This is a genomic window from Teredinibacter haidensis, assembly GCF_014211975.1.
Taxonomy (GTDB): domain Bacteria; phylum Pseudomonadota; class Gammaproteobacteria; order Pseudomonadales; family Cellvibrionaceae; genus Teredinibacter; species Teredinibacter haidensis.
The window spans coordinates 4,216,242-4,240,113 of the sequence record NZ_CP060084.1 but is presented as its reverse complement, the minus strand read 5'-3'; the positions used below and the strand labels follow the sequence as shown (position 1 = coordinate 4,240,113).

The following is a 23,872-nucleotide window of genomic DNA, read 5'->3' as shown; positions in this document are numbered from 1 at the left end:
TCTCGTGATTAAAATTTTTGCTGAAACCCGACCGAAAACCCGAACATTCGCGGAACAGTCGTACCGTCCACCTCCGTACTTTCCATACCCCAAGAACCATCGAGTGTTAACCTGCCGAAAAGGGTAAAACCAAGATTGACGGAACTAAGTTCCGATCCGGCCATGTTTTTGCGGTAACCGATGCGAAAAGACGGCCACACATTGCTGTTGGTGTTGTAGGCGGTGCCCAGGTTTAACCACTGGTTTTGATGGCCAACAATATCGTCGTACTCCGCCAGCTCCAGCTCGCCACTTACCATCCATTTTCTGCTGAGATTAAAAACACCACTTACCGTCGCCAATGCCTCTTGTGTGTGCTGCTCCTGAGCAATAATTTCGCCCTTAGCCTGCACAAAATAGGCAGCGGTATCACAATTACTGCGTTCGATACTGGCATCGCTAAAGCGATCGCAATTAGTACCTACGGCACCGTAGTTGTAGCTTGGCGAGTTAATATCCGTGATGGTCAAACCCGCTCGATATCGCTCTGCGACCAGGAGCACGCCAATATCCAGGGACATATTGCTAGTGGATTCCAAATTTTCGTCATAGCTATCTTCCACAACATCTTCAATGCTCTCGCCGTTCAGCTGCTGCAGAGCGATCAATTGCTTGCTGAGTCTCAAATGAATCACGTTCAACTTGAAACCACCATACAGCTCCAGACCATCATCGTCGCCAAAGGTATAGAGCTTTTTACTCATCCCTCCAGATAAACGCGCTTCTATCCCGCTTTTTATATACGCGGAAGTATTGGTAGAAAACAGCAGATTTTGCGGGTCGAAAGTTAACTCGTCATCGAGCACACTCATGCCGATGGTGGCGCCGTAGCTAAAGTCGGCAAAGAAGGTGGCTTCGAGAAGATGATTGTAGTGGTAAAGCGGCAGTATGGGCGCCGTTAAACCAATAGAGGTTTTGCTATAGCCACTCTCACCCATCTCCACCAGGACGGTGTTAAAGCGCTCTAAGGTTTCGCTAACGGAGCCTTCGGCTAGGGAGGGGTCATCGAGGATATCAATAAGCTCATCCAGATCGTCGATAAAGTTATCGACCTTACCCAGCTCGTTTGCATTCCAAATAGATGGCAGGTAGTTGATGCGAAAGCTGTCTTCCTCGGCCACCACCAGCGCGGCTGCAGCCGGATTCGTGTTCGCGGCAAAGACGGAATACTCAGAGGGAATATCACCCGTAGTGTGATTGGGGCCGATATAAATACCATTGGAGCCCGCATAGGCCGGTACTGCCAGTGCGCCTAAAGCCGCAACTACCACTATTTTTTTCACGTATTGTCCTCAGTTTTGTTGTCCGACTCAAAAAGTCTAGTCAAACCGGCGGCTATCGCTACAAAGGAGGGCGTGATATGCAAAATCAATCTACGTACGCAAAATGATTAATAATTCATTTATAAGGTAATAAAGGCGTCGCAGCATTGTCGTGAAATTAATCTATTTGTGCTCTCAAAACACAAATGGCTACACAATACTACTTAACCATTTTGAGCCAGGAACCATACTGGCGATGAAACGCACCCGTTAATCGTTGATTGCTGGGCTCATCCAACAGCGGATTCTGAATAACATAGGTTGTGGGGGCATTTTTCTTCAGCCACGGCTCAACAAATCCAAAATGTTCGGCAAAAACGGACTCCAACGACCCATCAGCCAGGGCACGTTCGAAGCCCTGGCTCAGGCGTTTAGCCAGCTCGGGATTGGATTTACTGATGCACACAGCTATAGGTAGTGGATAAAAAAGCATCGCATCCGTTGACTGTACGATGGGCATGCCACGTATTTTAGCGCCATCCACAACGGCTTTTGTTTCCAATATACTGAGCGGCAAATAATCGTAACGGCCAGCAAATAACATGGGCACAAGATTATTAAATATCCCCGATTTCACAACCCGAATACCGCTGTTCTCGAGAATGTTGATATCCACCCAGCCAGCACCTTGCCCGGCACTCAGCTGGCGGAACTCATCGAACGGCAGGTTTTTCTGAAGCTTTCCTGAGCCACGTTCGCGCACAATAACGCTACGCAAGCCCAATAGGCCTTTAAAAATAGGATATTCCAGCTGAATAATATTGTCGGCATTGACGAATAACCCAGTCCAGGCTGTGGAGTAGTGGACGTCAATTAGTCTGCCTCGTTCGGTCTCTTTTTTGGCTCTCGCCGAAGATATACTTTCTTCAAAATAAGTGATTTTGTAATCACCAAAATCTTTACGGGTTTTTTCCAACGCGAGCACAAGCAACGCTTCCTGATAGGGCCAAAGGCCCGGCGAGTTACCCTTGCTGTAATACTTCACCTCCATTGGCTCAGCAAGCGCCACAGGCGCCATCGTCAATCCGATCACTAACCATACCGGTAGCAGAGCGCAACGTATCTTTACCATATTAACAACAGCCTTTGCCTCAAATATGTGCAAAGTATAGACAGTGAGATGGGGGGCGAAACTTTTGATGAGACGAAACATTTTCAAATATCCCGCCCCACTGGAGGCTTTCGAAGGTAACGGAAAACATCAAGCGATTAAGGCTGGCGGCAAAACATAGGGCCTAAGCTCTTGTCTATTTAAATGCTAATCTTTATCATTAGTATTATCGTATCTATTTGACCGAGTGATCTATGCAAGATTTAGCCGCAATTATTGCCCAGATGGGTGTTGTTCTTTGGGTTCTTATTCTCTTCTCTTTGGTATCTCTGACCTTGTGTCTGATCAAATCCTGGCAGCTGTTCACGTTGCGCCCCCGTGCCAATGCGACGGCACCGTCGGCCCTATACCGCCTACGAAAAGGTGAATGGCATCAGGCTGAGCTACTGCTAAAAATGCAGCGTAATCCACGCGCTCAGGTTTTTTATCAATCACTACGTTTGTGTGAGACCTCGCCCCTGGGCATTGAGGATATTAAACTCGAATGCCTGCGCCTCGCACGCGCCGCGATTCACCAACTGTATAACTATCTGCGTCCACTGGAGGTTATTTCAACGCTTGCGCCATTAATGGGCTTGCTAGGCACCGTACTGGGTATGATCGAAGCCTTCCAGGCGATGGAGGCCGCAGGGGCCAATATTAATCCCTCCGTGTTGTCAGGCGGGATCTGGCAAGCCCTGCTGACAACCGCTGCAGGACTCGCCGTTGCCATTCCCACATCACTGGCCCACAGCGCATTCGAGCGCAGCGCTGAACGCCAGTCGATCGCCATGCAAGACGACCTGGAAAACCTTTTTACACTTTACGCCAATGAGCAGCAACAAAGTCGCAGTGACAGGAAGAAACTGGCGTGAACACCCCGTTGCTAAGCCGCCGTGCGCGTACTAAAGCGATCAGCCTCACGCCATTAATTGATGTGGTTTTTATCCTGCTGATGTTTTTTATGCTTACCTCCAGCTTTGTTCGCTGGCAGGCCTTGGATTTGCACTCGCCGGTTGCCAGTGAACAATCGCCGTTAAACGATCCACAGCTTTTCCTGCTTACCCGCGAACACTCGCTGCAGTTGAACGGTACTGAAATGGTGATCCCACACTATTCCGACTTTAACAGCTCGCACGCATCACGTTTGGACCCTCACACAGCAAGCGTGTTACTGCCCCACCCTGAAGTGGATATTCAAACACTGGTTTCTGCACTGGAAACCCTGCAGGCCGCGGGACTCCATTCGGTGAGCCTTGGCCACAGTTATTCCGATCCCGCCGAAACCGGCACACAGTAATTAACATGCTAACAAACCCAAACACGTCATCCGGAAGAAAAGCATCGGTCGATGAAGGCCTTACGCCACTGATTAATATCGTCTTTTTACTGCTTATCTTTTTTATGATCGCAGGCCAGATAAGCCACCTGAGCAACAACGAGATAGATCCGCCCCATGCCGAAGGCTCACAAGCTCCACAGGCTGCGGAGATAACACTGGACATCCATCGAGATGGAAGCATCAGCTTAAAGGGCCAGACGATGACACTGGACACCTTGCGGCAGACGCTTTCCATCAACGCCAATACCCGCTTGTCCCTGCGTGCGGATAAACATCTAACCGCTAGAGAGCTCGATGAAATTCTAAAGGTCTTGCGTGAACAGGGCGCTGTCACTATTCGACTCTACACACAGAAAAAAGGGGGCAACTAGTGCGCAAGCATCACTGGCTAATAGCCTTCGGTATTGCAGTGGCCGTTCATTTGGCGGCGGCAACGGGCTTCATTCAATTGCGAAACACGTCTACCGGCTCTGCGCTGGATGCAGGTGTGGGCGGCGTGGAAGTTGGGCTTGGAATGCTGGGTGGCTATGAAGAGCAGCTAAAAAAAACAGCAAAAAAATTGCCCGCGCCAGAAGAGCAAGCTGAATCCGTAGAAAAACCTGTGGCAGAAAACAAAGCACCGGTCTCGCAGACGACTGTTTCGCCCCTGCAAGCCGAAACCCGAACGGTCACTGAACCACTGGTTACGGTCAAACCGAGGCCTATTGAACCCATCGAAACGCCAACTCCCAAAGCAGATGCCCAGCCGGCCGAAACATCGACGCCAAAAGCAGACATTCAGCCATCTCCTGCCGGGAGTAATAAGGCCACAGATAACACGACTCAAGACGCCATGGTTAAATCCGGCGGCAGGGGAAATTCACAAAGATCCGGCGGACAAAAGGGTAACGCGCACAGTTACTTTGCCGCCGTGATGGCCCGACTCGCTCTCTACAAAGACTACCCAAACGCATTAAAAAAACAAAAAACCCAAGGGGTAGTCACTCTCGCATTCACTATCGATAAGAACGGCCAGGTAACGGCTTATTCAATAAAAAAAACGTCGGGCCATCCTCTGCTGGATCAGGCGGCCCTATCGATGCTGACGCGGGCTTCACCGTTGCCCGCCATTCCAGAGTCGTTCAACAAAGCACAGCTAAAACTGGTTATCCCTGTTGAATACTCACTTATTACAAATCAATTATTTAAGGACTGAACCATGAACAAACCATCCGCTAACGATGCTCCACCGAATAAGCCGTTGACACTTCGCCGAGACAATCCATCATTTAACAAGACGGCGATTGCCTTAAGTATTCCCGCCATGCTGATGGCAGCACCTAGCTTGGCTGCCGACGACGAATTTGTATTGGATACAATGCAGATTGAAGATCGTACCAGCGATACCAATCCCTACGCGGAAGATGGCGCCCCGTATAAAGCCAAAGTCTCGGGCGATCAACGCCGCGTAAGCGATCTTGCCAAAACGCCACAAACCATTAGTGTATTAACCCAAACCGCGATTAAAGAATCCGGAAAGACCGATTTACGTGATGTGCTGGCCGCACAACCGGGTGTAACACTGGGTACAGGCGAAAACGGCAATGCCTTTGGTGACCGCTATATTATTCGCGGCCACGAAGCGCGCAGCGATGTCTTTGTCGATGGGCTTCGCGACCCTGGCATGACTACACGCGAAAGTTTTGCGGTTGAGCAAATCGAAATCACCAAAGGTCCCAGCGCTACTTTCGCAGGTCGCGGCGCCACCGGTGGTGCGGTAAACAGCATTACCAAACAGGCCAGTACCGACTACAACTTTAACAAAGTCGAAGCGGCTATCGGCACCGATGCGTACCGTCGCCTAAGCCTGGACAGCAACATTAAAATCTCTGAAGAATTGGCAGCGCGCGTAAATATTTTGCATAGCTTTGAAGAGGTTCCCGACCGCGCACCGGCCGATCGTGAGCGCAATGGTATCGCCGCTTCGGTAAGCCATCAAACCACCGACAAATTGAGTCTCGTAGGCGACTTTTATTATCTCAACGCCAAAGATAATCCCGACCTCGGCACTTATATCGTAACTAACGGCGACCCAGTAGACGAGCTGCCCGCCTATCTGCAGGATCAGGATTTCCTCGATTCCGAAGTACAGGCGTTTACCTTCCGCGCCGGTTACGATTTCAGTGAAAACCTGCGTTTACACAATGCCACTCGCTACGGTACGACCAGCAACGGCTACGTGGTAACCGGTGCCCGCGGGACCTCGCGCGCGGTAGATGTGACAGATCCGGATACCGGCGATGTTACCCCGGGCGATCCCGATGCTCCAGGCCTGGCAACCGTTTCGCTCAGTACCCACGAGGGCTGGCAGGAAGTGGACTACTTGGTTAACCAGACCAATGTATTGCTGGATACCGAACTGGCAGGACAAAAACATCAATTCGTTTTCAGTGCAGAATATTCCGACCTAAGCGTAACCAACGGTGTTTATTCCAACGAGAATACCGGTGCAGCTAACTGTGTTACCTCCGGCCGGGGCGGCGTCGTACCCAGCTACTGCATTATCGATGCTGCCGGTAACTACATCACCGACAACGGCCAATTAATGGGCCGGAGCATTACCAAAGGCGATGTTGATTCCGACTACACCATTAAAACCGTTTCGCTGTCGGTAATGGATACCATTGCTTTAAATGACACCTTTACTTTGCATGGCGGCTTTCGTATCGATTCCTTCGACTACAGCAATAAGGTGGTAGGCTGGGGCGCAACAGAAGCAACAGACTACAGCTACGACTCCAAGTTGTGGAACGGTCACCTGGGCCTAGTTTACACTATCAACGAATCCGGTAATGCTTACATTACCTACGGTAGCGCGACCAATATCAACGGTGGTGAGTCCGACGTTGGCGCCAACTGCGGTTACGGTGGCATTTGTACCGACGCAGAAAACGTAGGCGAAGCCGACCCGGAAACAACCGGTAACTTTGAACTGGGTACCAAGTGGAACTTGAACAACAACAAGTTGTTATTAACAGGTGCTATTTTTCAGATCACTAAAAGCGATGTTATGGAAAGCTTGCCACGCGGTTCCAGTTACAGTGATGTCGGTACCGTAAACACGGGTAAAAACCGGGTACAGGGATTTGAAGTATCGCTGGTCGGTAACATCAACGAAAAACTCAGCACACAGCTGGGTGTTACTATGATGGAATCGGAAGTGCTTGAATCGACCAACGAAGACAGCCTGGGCAAGCGCCTGAGCAACTTCGCAGACGATAGCGCTTTTGCACAGCTGCGTTACCAGGCTACGAAAAATTTCGCCTTCGGTGGTGTCGCCACCTACTCCAGCGAGCTCTTTTCGGGCCAGCCCGATACCGCAGCCGGTGAATCCTATAAGGTACCGGCATATACCGTAATCGATTTCTTCGCCAGTTATCAATTCAGCAATGATTTTAAAGCACAGTTGAATATTGGGAATCTGACCGACGAGGACTATTACCTGGCCGCCTACCGCAGTGGCTCGTTCACCTATATCGGTGACGCCCGCAATATTCAGGCAACCCTTAGTTACGATTTTTAAAACTTAAGCACGCCGTAAACACGTTATCCCAGGAACGTCTGGGATAACGTTATTAAGCTTTCTGGCCACTATTGTTATGTCTAATCAAACGCATGATTTTTATATTCAGCCAAAACTGAAGCAGATACCGGCACACCTTATTTCCGTTGCCGACTACAAAAATGAAGCCCAACGCTTTATGCCCGAAACTGTCTGGGCACAAATAAGTGGCGGCGCAGGAGAAGAGCGTACGCTCGCTAAAAACTGCAAACGTTTTGACAACCTGGAAATCCTTCCGCGCGTACTAAGCAATTTCAACCAGGCTGACACCTCTGTTTCCCTGCTCGGGAGAGCACACCCGGTACCTTTTTTACTGGCGCCCATTGCCCACCAAAAGCTCCTCCATCCCGATGGCGAACTGGCTGCAGTGTCCGGTGCTGACGCACTCGGCATAGGCTCAATAGTGTCTACCCTATCCTCAATTACGTTGGAAGACGTTGCCAAAAACAGTTCAAGTGATCCATGGTTTCAGTTATATTTTCAAACCGAGAAAAAAATTACACTGGATTTGGTACAACGCGCAGAAGCCAGTGGTTATGAGGCAATTGTTGTTACCGTTGACGCTCCGATTACCGGGCTTCGAAACCGGGTACAGCGCTCTGGATTTCGAATGCCCGACTTCGTCACCTCGGCAAACCTGGCGGCTTACCCCGTGCCACCAGCAAGGACACTGACTGAAAGCCAGAGTATTATTCTGCATGGATTTATGGCAGAAGCACCCACATGGGAAGACTTAATCTGGCTACAACAACACACAGACCTGCCTATTTTGCTAAAAGGTATTTTGTCTCCACACGATGCTGTAATGGCCAAAAAAATCGGCTTGTCGGGCGTGATCGTTTCCAATCACGGGGGACGAACTCTGGATGGCGTACCCGCCTCGATTGATTGTGTGTCCGCGATACGCTCTGCCGTTGGCCCCGACTATCTGCTGTTACTCGACAGCGGTATACGGCGGGGAAGTGACAGTTTTAAGGCCCTCGCACTAGGTGCCGATGCGGTACTGATTGGCCGTCCCTTTTTATATGGCCTCGCTGTCGCCGGTTCGCTAGGTGTTGCACATGTTCTTAAATTGTTAAAAGAAGAGCTAGAGATCACTATGGCTCTTTCGGGCCACCAGACTATCGCCTCCATTAAGAAAGATGCCCTATGCTAATTACTATTGACAACCTTTTTTCCAAAGAAGAATCTGAAAATATCCTTCAGAAATTATTAAGTGAAAACTGGCAAGAGGGAAAATTAACCGCTGGTGGTGTTGCCGCACAGGTAAAGCAAAACTTGCAGCTAGATGACACTAGCGCCACCGCAACGGAGGTTCGATCCAATATTTTTCATTATTTAAAACAACACCCCACTTTTATTTCTGCTGCATTACCTAATAAAATTTTTCCGCCAAAATTCAATTGCTACCGCAGCGGTGGGCACTACGGTTTACATGTCGATAACGCCATGATGACGCTTCCCGACGGTGGCTATATGCGCACAGATATTTCCGCAACACTATTTTTTAGCAGCCCGGACACGTACGACGGCGGCGAATTAATGATTGAAACTCAGTACGGGGCTCAAGCAGTAAAACTTGAGGCAGGCAGTATGGTCTTATACCCCTCCTCTAGCCTTCATGAGGTGCGCCCGGTTACCAGAGGAAATCGCGTCTGCGCATTTTTTTGGATACAAAGCCTAGTGCGCGAATCCTCCCACAGGGAGCAGCTGTACGAGCTGGATCAGAGTATCCAATCACTCACCCTCGAGCGAGGGGCACAGGATCATAACGTCGCGCGCCTCACCGGCATTTACCATAATTTATTGCGCAGCCGGGGGGAGACCTGACTCAAATGAACGAACAAACCGCAAGGATCGAAAAAATTCAGCAGACCGTACAACGAATACCCATAGGAAAAGTGGCCAGCTACGGACAGATTGCCGAACTATCCGGCCTGCCGGGTCGCGCGCGTTTGGTAGGCAAGAGTCTGGGACGAGGGCCGTCGACGCAGGCCTTACCCTGGCAGCGAGTACTGCGTTCGAATGGGCAAATTGCGTTTGAAGAAACATCAGAATCTGCTCGTAAGCAAAGGCAGTTTTTAGAGCAGGAAGGTGTCGAGGTAAAAAATAACCGGGTGAATATGAAAAAGTTTCAGTGGCAACCTACACTGGATGAATTTTTCGCTCTGGGTATAAGCGCCCTATAAAGACGCGGGTTCAACACGGTTTCTACCACCATTTTTAGCGCGGTAAACCGCTTCGTCTGCGGCCTTAAACAGTCTGTCAAAATTATCATTTGTTTTCGACAGCTGTGCAACACCAAAGCTCGCAGTAATATCCAGGCCAGCCACTTTTGACTCAGCTAAACAACGGCGGAGTTGCTCTGCTTTTTGCATGGCATAATCAAGATCACAGTGGCCCATAAATACAATAAATTCTTCGCCGCCCAAGCGCGCAACGGTATCTTCACTACGGAAATTTTCGTTTAGCATGCGGCCAAGAGCAACTAAAACCTCGTCACCTTTATCGTGTCCAAGGTTATCGTTAATTTTTTTGAAGTAATCTATATCCAGCACGATAATGGAATAGGGTATATCGTGCCGTACAGCCTCCCGAAGACGCACTCCCACCTGCTCTGCAAGATAGTGTCTGTTGTACAAACCCGTCAGCTGATCATGCATGGCAAGGTATTGCATTTCTTCGCGCTGCAACTCCACCATATCCATCAAGCGTTTATATTTGGCTAAATTTTCCACCCGCACCGTTACATCAACAGGCTCCATAGGTTTAACCAGATAGTCGTTTGCTCCAGCGCGCAGTAATTCGTATTTTCTCGCGGCATCATCTAAAGCCGTGACCGCGATGATAGGTAATCTATGCCAGGGGTGTGCGGCATTTCGAACGATGCCGATAAATTCCATACCCGTCATTTTCCCTTCAAGAAAAAAATCTACCACAATAACATCAGGTGAATAACTCTCACAGCTTGTGAGGATGTCTTCCGCTGATTTAAAACACCGACACTCACAATACCCTTCTTCCAGGATCGCTTTTAGAACGAGTTGCTGAGGGAGATCGTCTTCGATAATAGCAACTTTGTTATTGCCTTGCTCAGGAGAAATGTCACGCAGTAAAAAATGATCAATATAGCTTTTAATTTCAACTACGTTGGTACGAGAAAATATTTGGGTGTAACCCGCCGCATACAATCTTCGATCGGAATAGTCTTTATCTGTCGTCAAAAGAAGCAGTGGAATGTGCGTATATGTCTTAATAGTACGAATAGCTTTGGCAAAACGCTCAATATCATCACCCAATGAGGCCGAGGAGACAATAACAATAGAGTAAGCCGCCGCTGGGGCGGATAACTGATTCAGTGCCATATTGGCATCCGTAGCGAAATCAGTTTCTATCGCTGCACTCGAAAAAATATCGGCCAGAATAGCCTGAAAGGTTTTTGAATTTTCAACAATAAGAGCGCTGGAAATGGTCAAACTCGTTTCCCTACTTATCCTGGTAGTGCGTTCAGCTATCGCATTCCGTACTGCCTACCTCTCGCTGCGCTGTGTACCTGAGCGATCAAGTATTATTAGTCGCTTTTACACATTAAAATAGCGAACACTATGAATGAGGTTAGTCGTCCCAGGGCAAGTTATCAAGCATCTCCTTTCTGCTATTAATCATTTCTTCATAGGTTTGAAGCGTGCTGAGATCGAGCAATTCATCGCGTATGCGTAGGCGCTCAAGCTGCCTTTCAAGACAGGTAATTTCTCTGACCAGTTGCTGCTTCATCATTGACGTATTGTTGTACGCCACACTTAACTGTTGTATTTGATGTGCGCGGTTCATATCCCTTTCTTCCGTCGATTGTAATATTGTATTTTTCGTTTGCGTGAGAGGTGACTATGCCGTGCTTTTTATTAAGCCGGTCAGTAAAGCATAGACAAAAGGGGAAGCCCGAACAGTGACGGAATTACACTAATTCACTCTAAGAAAACTAAATGCGCCACTTTTTTCTTCTTAAAAAATAGCCTGTAATACCCTCACTTCCTTGCCGCAACGCAAAAATAACGAACAAAATGACACCCAAATGCCTTGCGTGCTAAGCCGTTAGAAGTAATGCCTTCCAGTTGAACTGTGTGTCACCTATGACATAGAAGTACGGGTTGAGAATATCGTCCTTAGTGTTGTAGCGCAGCGGTTGCAGTTTGTCGTCCAGTACACATCCCCCAGCAGCTTCAACGATAGCCTGAGCAGCCGCCGTATCCCATTCGCTGGTAAGCGCTAAACGCGGATATAAATCGGCCTTGCCCTCTGCCACCAAACAAAGCTTGAGCGAACTGCCCATACTTTTCGTTTGCACCTCTCCCACAGCGGCCCGAATACGATGCATCAACGGGTCGATTTCACTAGCTCCGTGATGTCTGCTCGCCACCACTTCAATAGCTTGTTGCGGTGCAATACGATTCGCCATACTGCGGCTTTCAATCGCTTGGGTAGCGCCGGCTTCTGTTTTCCAGGCTCCGACACCAGTAATACCGCTGTAGACCACATTCGAGACGGGTACATAGACCACACCCAAAACTGCCTGGTGGTTTTCGATCAGAGCGACATTAACCGTGAACTCGTCGTTTTTATGGATAAACTCTTTGGTTCCATCCAAAGGGTCAATCAACCAATAGCGGTTCCATACCTGTCGCTGCGCATAGTCTGGCAATTCCGACTCTTCCGATAGCACCGGTACATTCGGCAATAGCGCAGCCAGGGCGGGAAGCAAAATTTCGTGAGCGGCTATATCTGCTCGCGTTACCGGGGAATCATCGGCTTTGGACTCCACGCCCATACATTCGTCCGAGTGATAGACCTCGAGGATGGCTTCCCCTGCTGCCTGGCAGATCTCGATCACTTGGCTTAGTAAATTCTGGTCAAGCATACCGTTTCCTTAAGATTGGTGATCGTTGGCCAGAATATCCCGGGCCATATAGAGTGCCGCAATGGAACGCGCTTCGGAAAAATCTTCCCGCATAATCAGCTTGTCCAGCTCGGATAAACGATACACCTCCACCTCCAATGGTTCCGGCTCATCCCCTTCGGCTGTTTGAGGGTAGAGATCCTGGGCAAGAACAATCTGGGTATGGTGCTGCATATAGCTTGGAGACTGGCTCACCAGCTTTAGTGGCCTTAGGATTTTAGCGCCGTAGCCCACTTCCTCCATCAGCTCACGGTTGGCCGCCAGCAGCGAATCCTCCCCCTGCTCCACTCGGCCTTTGGGCAGGCCCAAGGCGTAATCTTCCACCCCTACGCCATATTCGCGAATTAACAGTACCCTGTCGTCATCGAGCATTGGTACTATAATCACCGCCGCATGATCGCCGGAGGCCAACCGTTCATAGGTTCTCTCTGCGCCGTTGCTGAAACGCAGTTCGACTTGCTCTACGCAAAACAGGCGGCTGCGCGCAACTTTTTGACATTTTAATATCTGAGGTTTTACCGGCATGACAACTTTCCAATGGGCAGGGAACCGGCATTATAGCAATGATTGATTGGCAAACGATTGATACGGTGTTACTCGATATGGACGGAACCTTACTCGATCTCCATTTCGATAATTATTTTTGGCTCACCCACCTGCCCCTGCGTTACGCCGAGGCTCACAAGGTAAGCGAAGAAGAAGCCAATCGGTTTTTAATGGAGCATATTCGCCTTTATGAAGGCAGTTTGAAGTGGTATTGCCTCGACCACTGGTCCGATCTGGTCAAAATGGATATCCCCGCACTTAAGCGGGAGATTCAGCACAAAATTCAGCTTCGCCCCTATGCTAAGGACTTTCTCAGCACCCTGCGCCAGTTGAAGAAAAAGCTGGTTCTGATTACCAACGCCCACCCCAAGGGCCTTGAATTAAAGCTGAATATTACCAAGATCGACCGCTGGCTAGATATCGTGATTTCTTCCCACGAATACAATCTTCCCAAAGAAGATATTCGCTTCTGGCACGAACTTCAGGCACGTGAACACTTTGACCCGAAACGTACCGTCTTTATCGACGACACTCACCGCGTACTCGAAAGCGCTGCCCAGTTCGGCATTGCCAACCTGGTTTGTATCAACCAACCCGATAGCCAAAAACCACCCAGGCGCTCGGAAAAATTCCTCGACATTTGTCATTTTGATGAAATAATGCCGCCTTCTATTCACGCCAACTAATACCCAGAAACCCATGGATAAAGTTCGTATCGACAAGTGGCTTTGGGCCGCTCGCTTTTTTAAAACCCGCAACCTCGCCAAACAGGCCATCGATGGTGGCAAGGTGCATTTAGACGGCGCGCGAGTGAAACCTAGCAAAGATGTCGAAGTCGGTATGCAGCTGACGATTCGTCAGAGCTGGGATGAAAAAGTGGTGGATATTATTGCCCTCTCCGATCAGCGTCGCGGCGCGCCAGAGGCGGCATTGCTATATCTGGAAACCGAACAGAGCACAACCGCTCGTACAATAAAAGCGGAGCAGCGAAAAGCGATGGGAAGTTTGCATGGCGATACAAAACCCACCACCAAGCAACGTCGCCAGATCCACCGATTTAAACGTATTAATACTCAAGAGCCATAAATGACTGCCAAACTGACTCACGATAAAACCCACAGGTTTCTTTTTGATAAAACTGATATTCGCGGCGAAATCGTCTCACTCGAGAAAAGCTATCGCGAAGTTCTGCTGCAGCAAACCTTGCCTCCGGTATTACTGCCCACACTGGGGGAATTTGTTGCCGCCGTCGCACTCCTGAGTGAAACCTTAAAGTTTGAAGGTACGCTGACCTTACAGGTCCGCGGCGACGGTAAAGTGCCACTGATTATGGCCGAAGCTACCGATCAAGGTCACGTTCGCGCGATTTTGAGAATCAACCAGCAACTCCACAGTGGCGATGCGCTGCCCGATGCCAACCTGTTCGACACCTCCAACCTTCGCTCGCTGGTTGGCAACGGCGTGCTAACGCTGACAATAGACCCGGTGAAGGGTGAACGCTACCAAGGCATCGTCCCTCTCGAAGGCGATAATCTGGGTGATTGTTTAGCGCATTACTTCGAGCAGTCTGAACAGCTACCCACCCACATCTGGCTATTTGCCGACGAAAAAAACTGTGGCGGTTTAATGCTGCAGAGCCTTCCTCCGCAACAAATTACTGACACTGAACAACGTCGAGAAATTTGGGAGACATCCCTACAATTAGCCAACACCTTGACCGAAGACGAATTATTTAGCCTTCCCCACGAGCAATTGCTTTTTCGTTTGTTTAACGAAATGGAATGTCGACTGTTCCCGGCGAGAGATATTCGTTTCAAATGTAGCTGCACTCGCCAGCGCAGCGAAAATGCTATTGTGTCTCTGGGGCGTGAAGAAGCCGTCGACTTACTAAAACAAAAAGGGAAGATCACCATAGATTGCCAGTTTTGCGGCAAACACTATTCTTTCAAAGATGCCGATATAGAAAAACTTTTTGGCAACCCGAAAACATTATTACACTAGCCGGCCGTTGAAAAACGTTTCCACCCACCGACCTCAACCACCGGAGGATGATTTTTTCCTACCGTATCCACAGCACCCCGCACAGTAATAAACGCAATCTCTACTAGCTGCGCTGGTATTTCTGCGTAAGTTCCGCAAGATACGCTATTGGTAAGGCATCGAACTGGTTCTGGCTTAACCGCCACTTCCAGTTACCTTCGTTAACAGCGGGGTCGTTCATTCTAGCGCTAGCGGGTAAATTCAGTACATCCTGTACTGTGACAATAGCAATATCAGCCTTTGAAGACATCAATAGATCCAAGAGCTGTTCCACAACCGTCAGCTTTTGAGTATCGTTTTCCAGGAAGGCTTCCAAACGTTGGCGTACGTCGACATCGGCCTCTTCGTACCAGGCCCGTGCGGTCGTATTATCGTGAGAACCTAAATAAGCCAACGCGTTTCTAACGTGGTTAGGTGGGAGATAGGGGTTTTCATCTTCATCCTGTTCAGCAAAAAAAGCGAACTGTAGAACCAGCATACCGGGAAAATCATAGTGCTCTTTTACAGCCACAACATCCGGCGTAATAATACCAAGATCTTCTACAACAACGGGGAAGTGTGTAAATGCAGATAGGAGCGCATTAAAAAAGTCGTAGCTTGGAACATCCCGCCAACGGCCATTGATTGCCGTCGCCTGCCCCGCAGGCACTTCCCAGTACTGCACTAAACCTCGAAAATGATCAATACGAACGATATCAAAGCGCTCGAACAACGCCGCCATCCTCTGCACCCACCACTGATAGTGGTCTGCCCGCAGACACTCCCAATTATAAACCGGGTTATTCCACAGCTGACCTGTGGCGCTAAAGTAATCCGGCGGAACACCCGAAACAAAAGTCGGCTTTCGCTCAGCATCCAGTTTAAAGTATTGGCTGTTCGCCCAAACATCGGCACTTTCGTAGCTCACATAAATCGGCATATCACCAAAGATATCTAGGCCAATACTGTTGCAGTAGTTTTTAAGACTCTGCCACTGTGTAAAGAAAATATATTGCAGGACTTTTTCCTGTTCCAGCTTCCCGCTCAGCTCCTGCCTCGCCTCGTCCAGAGCCTTGGGGTGACGATCACGTAATGCCTCAGGCCACTCACTCCAGGATCTTTTCCCTTCTCGCTTTAGCAAGACGGTAAAAAGAACAAAATCATCTAGCCATTTTCTTTGCAGCGTACAAAATTCTCTAAAACCAGAAAGATTGCTTTTTTGTAAAATTTTTTTTGCCGCTTTATACAAGACTGCCAACTTAAATTCGCGCACCCGGGTAAAATCCACTTCATTATCGGGCAGAGAATCCGGCACGGTAAACTCCGCCGGATCGATTAAACCTTCGTCGATTAGCGCCTGAAGATCAATAAGCAACGGATTTCCCGCAAAAGCAGAACTGCTAAAATAAGGCGATTCTCCAGAGGCGGCGTTGGACGGATTTAAGGGCAGCATTTGCCAATATTTTTGGCCTGCTGACCGCAGCTGCCGGGCAAAAAAATAAGCCGCAGCTCCCATATCGCCAATCCCGTACTCAGAAGGCAAACTGGAAATATGCAATAGCACACCGCAAGACCTCTCGCCCATCAGTCCTGAATGTTTACTACCACGTGCTTTATCTGAACCTCGTTTATCCGTAGACATAAATACTTAACACCTCCATAAGCGATAGACCCAATAGCAATCGATCCGAAAAAATCCCCTCTAGTCACAAAAATATTGACACACTGCTCAACACCTAAGAGTTATAGCCCTCTATAGTGAAATTAACCACTAGAGCAAAAAAATATAAGCGATTGGATCAAACCCCTTTATCCAAATCCTGCTATTTAATCTATTCATTTACACAGTTTTCGCAATTCAATGCATACCTATTCATAAATATTTGTCGCCTTTTTGTCGTATGAATACGTATGCAAAAACTTGTTACAGCAAAATCGACCAGTTTAAGCTTGTGCATCGACGGCAATTCCTCGTAACTCGATTTTTTTGACCCGAATTTCAAAGCCATAAAGATCGAAAAAGTTAACGAAGTGAACCCAGATAGATCAACAGTTTTACTTCACAGTATTCGTAACATAATAAAAGTGAGGAACTTAGATGAAAATCCTACCCGCTTTCCAACGAAACAAATTGGCACTTACGATTTCTTCCATTGTTCTTGGAGGCATCGTAAATATCAGTAGCGTAAATACACTAGCCCAAGAAGACGGCCTCAACGACCAGCATCTTGAAGAAGAGCTTATCGTAACCGGTTTCCGCAAAAGTATTATGGATTCGATCGAAACAAAACGTAGTGCCACCACGGTGGTAGAGGCAATATCCGCAGAAGATATTGGCAAACTTCCCGATTCAAGTATTGCAGAATCTATCGCTCGTCTGCCTGGCTTGGCGGCACAGCGCTTGGATGGCCGTGCCAGCTCCGTTTCTGTACGTGGACTCGGTGAAAACTTCAGTGCCACCACCCTAAATGGCCGCGAACAAGTTTCTATCGGCGATAACCGAGGTATTGAATTCGATCTTTACCCATCAGAAATAATGTCTGGCGTTACTGTTTACAAATCCCCCCACGCGGGGCTGCTGACGCAGGGCATCGCCGGTACCATCGATCTGGAAACGGTTAAACCCCTCGACCGCAGCGAACGTATTATTCAACTCAATGGCGCACTCGAGCAAAACAATTTGGGAGAGCTCAATCCCGACGGACAAGAACAGGGTTATCGTGGTACTTTTTCCTATATCGACCAAATGATGGATGACACCGTAGGGATAGCACTGGCGATAGCGAAAATGGAATCGCCCAACCAGGAAGAGCGTTGGAACGCCTGGGGTTACCCCCAAAACGACGACGATAACTATGTGCTGGGGGGCGCCAAACCCTTTGTTCGCTCATCCGTTCTCGACCGTTCGACCATTATGGGCGTCATTGAATACAAACCCAGTGAGAAATTGAAAGTAACCGGTGACGCGCTTTATATTGACTTCGCAGATGAAAAAATTCTGCGCGGCATCGAAATCCCCGGTTATTGGAGTCAGGGCGGAGACAACGAAGTTATCGAAACGCTTAGTCTAGAAAACAACTTTGTCACAGAAGGCATACTCCACGGAACACAGGTTCAAGTTCGCAACGATTTTGAAAAGAGAGAAGCCGAAATGAGCGCATTCGGTTTAAACGTTGCGTACAGTTTTACCGACGACCTCGATATTGAGGGCGATATTTCTCATTCCGACATTCAACGCGACATCTTCAGCCTGGAAAGCTACGCCGGCACAGGTCGAGGCATTAACGTTGGTGAGGAAGATGAAATCCATTTTGAAATGCTGGGTGATCGCGGTGTGATGTTTTCCCCCATACTCGACTACAGCGACGATTCTCTAATTGAGCTGGGGGGGGCACTCAACTGGGGTAATGGCGAAACCGTACCTGCCGATGCACAGGACGGTTTTATCAATATGCCGACCGTTGAAGACGAACTGGATGCAGTTCGCATATCGATTACCAAAACCTTTGACGATGGATTTATTAGCGCTCTTCAAGGCGGAATCAATTACAGTGAGCGAACTAAAACCAAAGCTGATTCAGGCGTATACCTAACGCTCGACAATTATCCCGACACACTACCTATTCCAGAGCGATACCGTCTATCCGATACTTCCCTCAACTTTATCGGCATGGGGAAAATGGTTTCCTACGATTCCTATCAGTTGTGGAAGGATGGCTACTATACCGAAACACCCGAAGATCTAACGGTTATCTCACGAGCAACAAACGACTGGAATGTTTCGGAAGAAATTACCGTATCCTACCTTAAAGCTGACTTTTTATTTGAAACCGGTCTTTTTCCAATACGTGGAAACATTGGTCTGCAGTACGTACAGACTGATCAAAGTTCCGACGGTAAAGCTGCCGCCATTAATGACGAAGGCCGTGTGGATATTCAAGACAGTCACGGCGGCGCCACTTACAGTGACATTCTGCCCAGCTTGAATATTATTGCGCCCATTACCGAGCAACAGACGGTGCGCTTCGCTGCAGCAAAAACCATGTCCCGATCACGCATGGATCGTATGAACACGAGCTATAGCTTCAGCTTTGATCAAACCTTGAATATTCCCGGTGGCGAACCCTTCGGTGCCGACGGCGGCAACCCTGAACTAAAGCCCAATATGGCCAACCAGTATGACTTAAGTTATGAGTACTACTTCAGTGATGACGGCTACATTTCCGTTGCGGCTTTCTACAAAGAACTGGACAGTTGGCAATACAAAGAAATTGTGCCCTACGATTTTGCAGAAATTCTTCCTCCCGATGTTAGTGACCAGGTTGAGTCGACGCTCGGTAATATTAACGTCTGGGTAAACGCAGACGGCGGGCGAATTAGCGGTTATGAATTTACTGCCGTACTCCCAGCAAACCTGCTTTCGGAAGCATTGGATGGCTTAGGCGCAATTATGAGCGCTACCTTTATTGACAGCAGCCTGGAGACAGCTGATGGAGAAGATCAAAAAGTACCGGGGCTTTCGGAAGAAATTTATAACATGACTCTATACTACGAAAATCGCGGCTTTCAGTTGCGCACCAGCATGCGTAAACGCGATGAATTTAACGGCGAGCGCTTTGCGAATAGTTTCGTACGTGAAGAAGCCGAAGTATTGGGTAGCGAGCTGTGGGACGCCCAAATTAGTTACGATTTTTCTGAATCCGGTATAGATTCGATCGATGGTTTAACGGTTTCACTTCAAGCCATGAACCTTACGAATGAACCCTACGTAACCGTTAACCCAGACACCGGATTTATTCGCGACTATCAAGTATTTGGTACGACCTATCTCCTTGGCGCAAGTTACAGATTTTAGAAATCTGTACGCCCTTCACCGGCGAATACTCCTTTCGCCGGTTTTTTCGCTTTTATCCAGGCGCATAAATTATGCGCGCTAGATTTTTTGGGTTTTAGTCAAACAGGAAAACAACATGCAACAAAAACCAGCACTGAGCTTTTGGCAAATTTGGAATATGTGTTTTGGTTTTCTAGGTATTCAGTTTGGTTTCGCCCTGCAAAATGCCAACGTTAGCCGTATCTTTCAGACACTGGGCGCCGAAGTCGATCAGATACCTATTTTATGGATTGCAGCCCCTCTCACTGGCTTGCTTGTACAACCAATTGTCGGCTACTTCAGCGACAATACCCAATCGCGATTTGGTCGCCGACGCCCCTTCTTCTTTGTCGGCGCAATCCTGACAACCGTTGCACTATTACTAATGCCACACTCGCCAACCTTATGGATCGCTGCCGGCATGCTATGGGTTATGGATGCCTCTATCAATATCACCATGGAGCCCTTCCGAGCGTTTGTTGGCGACAACCTCCCGGAAAATCAACGCCCTCTCGGGTACCTGATGCAAAGCTTTTTTATTGGCTGCGGCGCTGTTGTTGCCTCCGCGCTACCCTGGATTTTCAGTAATTGGCTCGGCATATCCAATACGTCCTCCTCGGGTGGGCTTCCTCCATCGGTGCACTATGCGTTTTATACTGGCGCTATTATTCTGTTGCTCGCGGTAATGTGGACAGTGTTCAGTAGTAAAGAATATTCGGCTGAGCAACTGAATTTATTTTACGGCAAGCCAGACGAATCGGAATATCAACAGGCCCAGGCAATAGGCGCTAAACGATATTACTGGATAATTACTGGTATCGTCGCTACCGGTATTATCTACCTTATGTCACTTAAGGCAGAACTTTACATTATCAGTTTGGGTCTACTAATATATGGGCTACTTCTCGCTGCTGCCAAATATTTGCAAGATGCCAAGGTCACCAAAAACGCGTTTTTTCATATTTTGTATGATCTGAATAATATGCCTCGCGTTATGCAGCAATTAGCTGTGGTGCAATTTTTTTCCTGGTTCGCGCTATTTGCCATGTGGATCTATAGCACACCCGCTATTACGGCTTATCACTTCGGCACCTCTGATTCAAATTCAAAAGCCTTTAACGATGGCGCCGATTGGGTCGGTGTTTTATTTGCTGCCTATAATGGGTTTGCGGCTCTAGCCGCTTTTGCGATATCGTCAATGGCCACCCGTTTCGGTTCAAAGATCACGCATTTTATCTGTCTGCTATTGGGCTCAGTGGGCTTTATTTCTTTTCTGTTTATTCGTAACCCGGATTATTTGGTAGTATCCATGATTGGTATCGGCTTCGCCTGGGCCTCTATTCTATCGCTTCCCTACGCGATGCTCGCTAATTGTATTCCTCAGCGAAAAATGGGCCTGTATATGGGCATATTTAATTTTTTTATTGTTATCCCCCAGCTTCTAGCTGCCAGTATTCTCGGCTTATTAATTAAATCTTTTTTTTCTGGCGAGGCTATCTACGCCTATATTATCGCTGCCATATTTTGGATTCTCGCCGCCATTTTTACACTCAAAATCTCGGAACCCTAAGAGGGACATTCAATGACCAAGAACCGATTGCCCACCAGCCTTTTGATCGCCACGATTGTCTCCGGAATTTTAAGCTGCTCAGAAAACAGCGAACATAGCGCGGAAAAACTCGTGCAACACTCAACAAGTGCGCCCGGCGCGCCCGGAACCGCGTCAACCTGGTCATTCTCAGGAAAATCCGGTATCGGCACGTCTTACGAGCGCTATGTCAATGGGCAACACCGTGGCAACCCAGATACAGGTAACGTATCTAAAGTATGGTTTTCTATTGCCAATGGCGTGCTCACTGAAACCATGTACGGGTTAATACACGAAGCTCAGTTAAAGGATATGCAACTTGTTGTGGTGGGCGAAAATTTTGTCGATATCGAAAGTACCGATACGATTTCGTCCATCGATTATTTATACAAGGATAGTACCGGTCGACCGCTATCACTGGCCTATAAGATCACTAATATCGACAAGGATGGTCTATACATAATTGAAAAAAGTATTTTTACCCATCCCGATACACAAGCCGTTTTTCATAGAATCGTTTTTACACCCAATGTTCCCGGCCTAAAACTCTATCTGCAAGCCAATCCACATATCGGCAACACAGGAGAAGGTGATATCGCATGGACAGATGGCGAGGGTCTGCATGCGCAGGAAGGCAATACTACGATGAGTATTGTTTCACACAAAGGTTGGCACAATCCCACCGTAGGATTTGTCGGCGTATCTGATTTACGAAGTGATTTAGTCGATGGCAAGCAGGACTGGGTTTATCCTTCCACGGGCGACGCGAGCGGAAATATTGCCCTGGGAGCCGAACTTACCACCAGCGCGAACCAGCCAACAACCTTCGACGTGGTTATCGGTTTCGGTGAGCAGCAAAGCGACAGTGTCGCAGCAGCAATTATGGCTCTTGATGACGGATACGAACGATCTCTACAGAAATATAATGGAGAAGGTAGCGCGGTAGGCTGGCAGGATTACCTAGAATCACTTAGCGGCCTGAAGGAAATCCGCCCTAGCAGCACGGATAACGGCAAATTGCTCAACGTCAGCGCATTGGTGTTAAAAGCACAGGAAGATAAGACGTTCTCAGGTGCTTTAATCGCATCGCTATCGAACCCATGGGGCGATACCGTTTCCGCCGCTCAGTTTTCCACGGGTTATAAAGCTGTTTGGCCGCGAGATTTTTATCAATGTGCCATGGCTTTTCTCGCACTCGGCGACACCGAAACACCACTCGTTGCATTTCAGTATCTAAAAAATGTGCAGGTAACGAAAAATACAAAAGGCAGCAAAGGGGTAACGGGTTGGTTTTTGCAAAAAACACATGTCGATGGAACGCTAGAATGGATCGCCGTACAACTCGATCAGACAGCCATGCCTATCATGCTGGGTTGGAAGCTCTGGCAGCAAGATGTACTTTCTGATAAATCGCTAAAATACTGGTACGACACCATGCTAAAAAATGCCGCTACTTTTCTCATTGAAGGCGGCACGGTTAATTTGGACTGGAATACCGCAACCGTAAAGCCACCTTTTACTCAACAGGAGCGCTGGGAAGAACAGGGCGGCTATTCACCATCATCCATAGCCGCTACCGTTACCGGACTGGTATCGGCTGCCGAAATTGCATCACACTTGGGCGACAGTGATTCCGCAACTTTATTTTTGCAGACCGCCGATCAATACGAACAGAGCATTGAAGCCCTTACCTATACCAAACAAGGCCGTTACCAGGGCGATGACGGCAATAGCGAATACTACTTACGTATAACGCAAAATAGTAATCCCAACGACGAAGGTAAGCTGGCCGATAGAAATGGTCGAGGCGTTCTCAGCGAAAACGCCATTTTGGATGGTGGTTTTCTCGAACTGGTACGCTACGGCGTTCGTGCAGCAAACGATCCTCATATATTATCCACAATCGAAAACCTGGACGATGAAACTATTGCAGATGATTATCGCGTGAAATACAGCTTCGAAACTAATGGCTACATTTTTCCGGGCTGGCGTCGCTATGGTATGGACGGCTATGGGGAGGACGAAGACACCGGGAAGGCTTACAGCGAAACCGGTAAACATACCCCAGGGCAGCGCGGCAGGGTATGGCCATTTTTTACCGGTGAACGGGGTCACTATGAGCTTGCAAAAGGCGCCACATCCGAGCACTTAAAAAATACGTTTGTCGCTGCGATGGAATTTTTTGCCAACGAAGGTTTGATGTTGCCGGAGCAAGTTTGGGATGGCGTTGGCGTCGATACCGCTCATAACTTCGCCATGGGTGAGGGCACCAACTCGGCCACACCGCTCGCCTGGACCCACGCGGAATATGTAAAGCTATTACGGTCTGTTGCTGACGAAGCCGTATGGGACAGCTACCCTCCGGTAGTGTCCCGCTATCAAAATAAATAGGGCGACGAAACCCTGAACAGGGTACGTCAGGGCTTTCAAGTAATCTGTGGTTTACACAGCATGCGATATAGGCTGTCTGATTGCCCAACGACAAGCGGCAGCACCAA

The 23,872-nt window shown here is 48.4% G+C and carries 21 protein-coding genes; 14 read left to right on the top strand and 7 right to left on the bottom strand.

Annotation, left to right across the window (positions count from 1 at the left end; translation table 11 throughout):
• Positions 1–8 precede the first annotated feature (8 nt).
• Complete coding sequence (traF, locus tag H5715_RS17250; RefSeq protein WP_075186223.1) at positions 9–1,322, bottom strand: conjugal transfer protein TraF; 1,314 nt, start codon at positions 1,320–1,322, stop codon at positions 9–11.
• A gap of 199 nt (positions 1,323–1,521) precedes the next feature.
• Positions 1,522–2,433 carry a hypothetical protein gene (locus H5715_RS17245; protein WP_139309811.1) on the bottom strand — a complete coding sequence of 304 codons (912 nt, stop codon included), beginning with the start codon at positions 2,431–2,433 and terminating at the stop codon, positions 1,522–1,524.
• A 233-nt stretch (positions 2,434–2,666) separates the two neighbouring features.
• Here H5715_RS17245 and H5715_RS17240 point away from each other — a divergent pair, with 233 nt between their 5' ends.
• The 8 genes from H5715_RS17240 to H5715_RS17205 all read left to right on the top strand — a co-directional run bounded on the left by H5715_RS17240 (position 2,667) and on the right by H5715_RS17205 (position 9,583).
• The gene (locus tag H5715_RS17240) at positions 2,667–3,326 is read left to right on the top strand and encodes a MotA/TolQ/ExbB proton channel family protein (RefSeq protein WP_075186225.1); all 660 of its coding nucleotides are present in this window, start codon (positions 2,667–2,669) and stop codon (positions 3,324–3,326) included.
• Positions 3,323–3,751, top strand: a complete 429-nt coding sequence (locus tag H5715_RS17235) for an ExbD/TolR family protein (protein ID WP_075186226.1) — start codon at positions 3,323–3,325, stop codon at positions 3,749–3,751. The genes H5715_RS17240 and H5715_RS17235 overlap by 4 nt, the downstream gene beginning before the upstream one ends.
• Before the next feature lie 5 nt (positions 3,752–3,756).
• Positions 3,757–4,164 carry an ExbD/TolR family protein gene (locus H5715_RS17230; protein ID WP_075186227.1) on the top strand — a complete coding sequence of 136 codons (408 nt, stop codon included), beginning with the start codon at positions 3,757–3,759 and terminating at the stop codon, positions 4,162–4,164.
• Positions 4,164–4,988 carry an energy transducer TonB gene (locus H5715_RS17225; protein WP_075186228.1) on the top strand — a complete coding sequence of 275 codons (825 nt, stop codon included), beginning with the start codon at positions 4,164–4,166 and terminating at the stop codon, positions 4,986–4,988. The genes H5715_RS17230 and H5715_RS17225 overlap by 1 nt, the downstream gene beginning before the upstream one ends.
• A 3-nt stretch (positions 4,989–4,991) precedes the next feature.
• A complete protein-coding gene (locus H5715_RS17220; protein ID WP_075186229.1) occupies positions 4,992–7,355 on the top strand; it encodes a TonB-dependent receptor in 2,364 nt (787 codons plus the stop codon).
• A gap of 76 nt (positions 7,356–7,431) precedes the next feature.
• A complete protein-coding gene (locus H5715_RS17215) occupies positions 7,432–8,550 on the top strand; it encodes an alpha-hydroxy acid oxidase (protein ID WP_075186230.1) in 1,119 nt (372 codons plus the stop codon).
• Positions 8,544–9,224 (top strand): Fe2+-dependent dioxygenase, encoded by a 681-nt coding sequence (locus tag H5715_RS17210; RefSeq protein WP_075186231.1) that lies wholly within the window; start codon positions 8,544–8,546, stop codon positions 9,222–9,224. Before H5715_RS17215 ends, H5715_RS17210 begins: the two co-directional genes overlap by 7 nt.
• Before the next feature lie 5 nt (positions 9,225–9,229).
• Positions 9,230–9,583 carry an MGMT family protein gene (locus H5715_RS17205; protein WP_075186232.1) on the top strand — a complete coding sequence of 118 codons (354 nt, stop codon included), beginning with the start codon at positions 9,230–9,232 and terminating at the stop codon, positions 9,581–9,583.
• Here H5715_RS17205 and H5715_RS17200 read toward each other — a convergent pair.
• From H5715_RS17200 to nudE, 4 genes are all read right to left on the bottom strand, one after another.
• The gene (locus H5715_RS17200; protein WP_075186233.1) at positions 9,578–10,870 is read right to left on the bottom strand and encodes a diguanylate cyclase; all 1,293 of its coding nucleotides are present in this window, start codon (positions 10,868–10,870) and stop codon (positions 9,578–9,580) included. The two genes, H5715_RS17205 and H5715_RS17200, sit on opposite strands and share 6 nt — an antisense overlap.
• A gap of 139 nt (positions 10,871–11,009) precedes the next feature.
• Entirely contained in the window at positions 11,010–11,225 is a 216-nt protein-coding gene (locus tag H5715_RS17195) for a hypothetical protein (RefSeq protein WP_075186234.1), read from the bottom strand.
• A 253-nt stretch (positions 11,226–11,478) separates the two neighbouring features.
• Entirely contained in the window at positions 11,479–12,309 is an 831-nt protein-coding gene (cysQ, locus tag H5715_RS17190; protein WP_075186235.1) for a 3'(2'),5'-bisphosphate nucleotidase CysQ, read from the bottom strand.
• 9 nt (positions 12,310–12,318) lie between these two features.
• A complete protein-coding gene (nudE, locus tag H5715_RS17185) occupies positions 12,319–12,873 on the bottom strand; it encodes an ADP compounds hydrolase NudE (RefSeq protein WP_075186236.1) in 555 nt (184 codons plus the stop codon).
• Positions 12,874–12,911: 38 nt separating this feature from the next.
• On the opposite strand from nudE, the gene yrfG reads away from it, so the two are divergent.
• Genes yrfG through hslO form a run of 3 tightly spaced genes read left to right on the top strand, consistent with a single transcriptional unit; the run spans position 12,912 to position 14,895 of the window.
• The gene (yrfG, locus tag H5715_RS17180) at positions 12,912–13,580 is read left to right on the top strand and encodes a GMP/IMP nucleotidase (RefSeq protein ID WP_075186237.1); all 669 of its coding nucleotides are present in this window, start codon (positions 12,912–12,914) and stop codon (positions 13,578–13,580) included.
• 13 nt (positions 13,581–13,593) lie between these two features.
• Positions 13,594–13,980: an RNA-binding S4 domain-containing protein gene (locus H5715_RS17175; RefSeq protein WP_075186238.1), complete on the top strand. Its 387-nt coding sequence runs from the start codon at positions 13,594–13,596 to the stop codon at positions 13,978–13,980.
• A complete protein-coding gene (gene hslO, locus H5715_RS17170) occupies positions 13,981–14,895 on the top strand; it encodes an Hsp33 family molecular chaperone HslO (RefSeq protein WP_075186239.1) in 915 nt (304 codons plus the stop codon).
• 103 nt (positions 14,896–14,998) lie between these two features.
• Here hslO and malQ read toward each other — a convergent pair whose 3' ends face one another.
• Positions 14,999–16,555: a 4-alpha-glucanotransferase gene (gene malQ, locus H5715_RS17165; RefSeq protein ID WP_083608073.1), complete on the bottom strand. Its 1,557-nt coding sequence runs from the start codon at positions 16,553–16,555 to the stop codon at positions 14,999–15,001.
• Positions 16,556–17,011: 456 nt separating this feature from the next.
• Between malQ and H5715_RS17160 the strand changes: the two genes are divergently transcribed.
• From H5715_RS17160 to H5715_RS17150, 3 genes are all read left to right on the top strand, one after another.
• Positions 17,012–19,768 (top strand): TonB-dependent receptor, encoded by a 2,757-nt coding sequence (locus tag H5715_RS17160; RefSeq protein ID WP_075186240.1) that lies wholly within the window; start codon positions 17,012–17,014, stop codon positions 19,766–19,768.
• Between the two features lie 115 nt (positions 19,769–19,883).
• Positions 19,884–21,356 carry an MFS transporter gene (locus tag H5715_RS17155; protein ID WP_075186241.1) on the top strand — a complete coding sequence of 491 codons (1,473 nt, stop codon included), beginning with the start codon at positions 19,884–19,886 and terminating at the stop codon, positions 21,354–21,356.
• A 12-nt stretch (positions 21,357–21,368) separates the two neighbouring features.
• Positions 21,369–23,765 (top strand): glucan 1,4-alpha-glucosidase, encoded by a 2,397-nt coding sequence (locus H5715_RS17150; RefSeq protein WP_075186242.1) that lies wholly within the window; start codon positions 21,369–21,371, stop codon positions 23,763–23,765.
• Positions 23,766–23,872: the final 107 nt, after the last annotated feature.

Excerpts from the sequence above, each read along its gene's own strand:
- H5715_RS17210 (WP_075186231.1), top strand. The coding sequence starts at position 8,544 with ATGCTAATTACTATTGACAACCTTTTTTCCAAAGAAGAATCTGAAAAT.
- cysQ (WP_075186235.1), bottom strand. The coding sequence starts at position 12,309 with ATGCTTGACCAGAATTTACTAAGCCAAGTGATCGAGATCTGCCAGGCA.
- H5715_RS17160 (WP_075186240.1), top strand. The coding sequence starts at position 17,012 with ATGAAAATCCTACCCGCTTTCCAACGAAACAAATTGGCACTTACGATT.
- nudE (WP_075186236.1), bottom strand. The coding sequence starts at position 12,873 with ATGCCGGTAAAACCTCAGATATTAAAATGTCAAAAAGTTGCGCGCAGC.
- H5715_RS17240 (WP_075186225.1), top strand. The coding sequence starts at position 2,667 with ATGCAAGATTTAGCCGCAATTATTGCCCAGATGGGTGTTGTTCTTTGG.
- H5715_RS17205 (WP_075186232.1), top strand. The coding sequence starts at position 9,230 with ATGAACGAACAAACCGCAAGGATCGAAAAAATTCAGCAGACCGTACAA.
- malQ (WP_083608073.1), bottom strand. The coding sequence starts at position 16,555 with ATGTCTACGGATAAACGAGGTTCAGATAAAGCACGTGGTAGTAAACAT.
- H5715_RS17150 (WP_075186242.1), top strand. The coding sequence starts at position 21,369 with ATGACCAAGAACCGATTGCCCACCAGCCTTTTGATCGCCACGATTGTC.
- H5715_RS17175 (WP_075186238.1), top strand. The coding sequence starts at position 13,594 with ATGGATAAAGTTCGTATCGACAAGTGGCTTTGGGCCGCTCGCTTTTTT.
- hslO (WP_075186239.1), top strand. The coding sequence starts at position 13,981 with ATGACTGCCAAACTGACTCACGATAAAACCCACAGGTTTCTTTTTGAT.
- yrfG (WP_075186237.1), top strand. The coding sequence starts at position 12,912 with ATGATTGATTGGCAAACGATTGATACGGTGTTACTCGATATGGACGGA.
- H5715_RS17220 (WP_075186229.1), top strand. The coding sequence starts at position 4,992 with ATGAACAAACCATCCGCTAACGATGCTCCACCGAATAAGCCGTTGACA.
- H5715_RS17195 (WP_075186234.1), bottom strand. The coding sequence starts at position 11,225 with ATGAACCGCGCACATCAAATACAACAGTTAAGTGTGGCGTACAACAAT.
- H5715_RS17215 (WP_075186230.1), top strand. The coding sequence starts at position 7,432 with ATGTCTAATCAAACGCATGATTTTTATATTCAGCCAAAACTGAAGCAG.
- H5715_RS17155 (WP_075186241.1), top strand. The coding sequence starts at position 19,884 with ATGCAACAAAAACCAGCACTGAGCTTTTGGCAAATTTGGAATATGTGT.
- H5715_RS17230 (WP_075186227.1), top strand. The coding sequence starts at position 3,757 with ATGCTAACAAACCCAAACACGTCATCCGGAAGAAAAGCATCGGTCGAT.
- H5715_RS17245 (WP_139309811.1), bottom strand. The coding sequence starts at position 2,433 with ATGGTAAAGATACGTTGCGCTCTGCTACCGGTATGGTTAGTGATCGGA.